The sequence below is a fragment of the Paenibacillus sp. J31P13 genome (assembly GCF_056269295.1).
In genome coordinates this window covers 1-1025 of record NZ_JBWDNR010000026.1, presented here as the reverse complement: position 1 = coordinate 1025, position 1025 = coordinate 1, and the positions used below count along the sequence as shown (strand labels likewise).

General features: G+C 52.9%; 1 rRNA gene. It reads left to right on the top strand.

The window, feature by feature from the left end:
* Positions 1-1025 (top strand): 23S ribosomal RNA (locus AC0YOD_RS28985); the annotation flags it as partial.

Sequence of the window (1025 nt, the reverse complement as noted above, 5' to 3'; positions counted from 1 at the left end):
GGTACTTGGGTAGGGGAGCGTTGAATACGGATTGAAGTTGGACCGTGAGGACTGGTGGACTGTATTCAAGTGAGAATGCCGGTATGAGTAACGAAAAGACAAGTGAGAATCTTGTCCGCCGAAAGCCTAAGGGTTCCTGAGGAAGGCTCGTCCTCTCAGGGTAAGTCGGGACCTAACGCGAGGCCGAAAGGCGTAGTGGATGGACAACAGGTTGAAATTCCTGTACCACCGAAGATTGTTTGAGCAATGGGGTGACACAGAAGGGCAGTGACGCGGACTGATGGAATAGTCCGTCTAAGCAGTGAGGCTGATTCGTAGGCAAATCCGCGAATCGTGAAGGCTGGGCTGTGATGGGGAGCGAAAATTGTAGTAGCGAAGGTCATGTACTCCGGCTGTCAAGAAAAGCCTCTAGTGAGATCTAGGTGCCCGTACCGCAAACCGACACAGGTAGGCGAGCAGAGCATGCTAAGGCGCGCGGAAGAACTCTCGTTAAGGAACTCGGCAAAATGACCCCGTAACTTCGGGAGAAGGGGTGCCCCGGTAAGGTGAATAGCCTGAGGGGGCCGCAGTGAAAAGGCCCAAGCGACTGTTTAGCAAAAACACAGGTCTGTGCGAAGCCGTAAGGCGAAGTATACGGGCTGACGCCTGCCCGGTGCTGGAAGGTTAAGGGGAGCGGTAAGGGGTTAAACCCGAAGCTGTGAACCGAAGCCCCAGTAAACGGCGGCCGTAACTATAACGGTCCTAAGGTAGCGAAATTCCTTGTCAGGTAAATTCTGACCCGCACGAATGGCGTAACGACTTGGGCGCTGTCTCAACGAGAGATCCGGTGAAATTTTAATACCTGTGAAGATGCAGGTTACCCGCGACAAGACGGAAAGACCCCATGGAGCTTTACTGTAACTTGATATTGAACTTTGGTACGATCTGTACAGGATAGGTGGGAGCCTTTGAAGCATGAGCGCCAGCTTGTGTGGAGGCAACGTTGGGATACCACCCTGATCGTATCGGAGTTCTAACCTAGAACC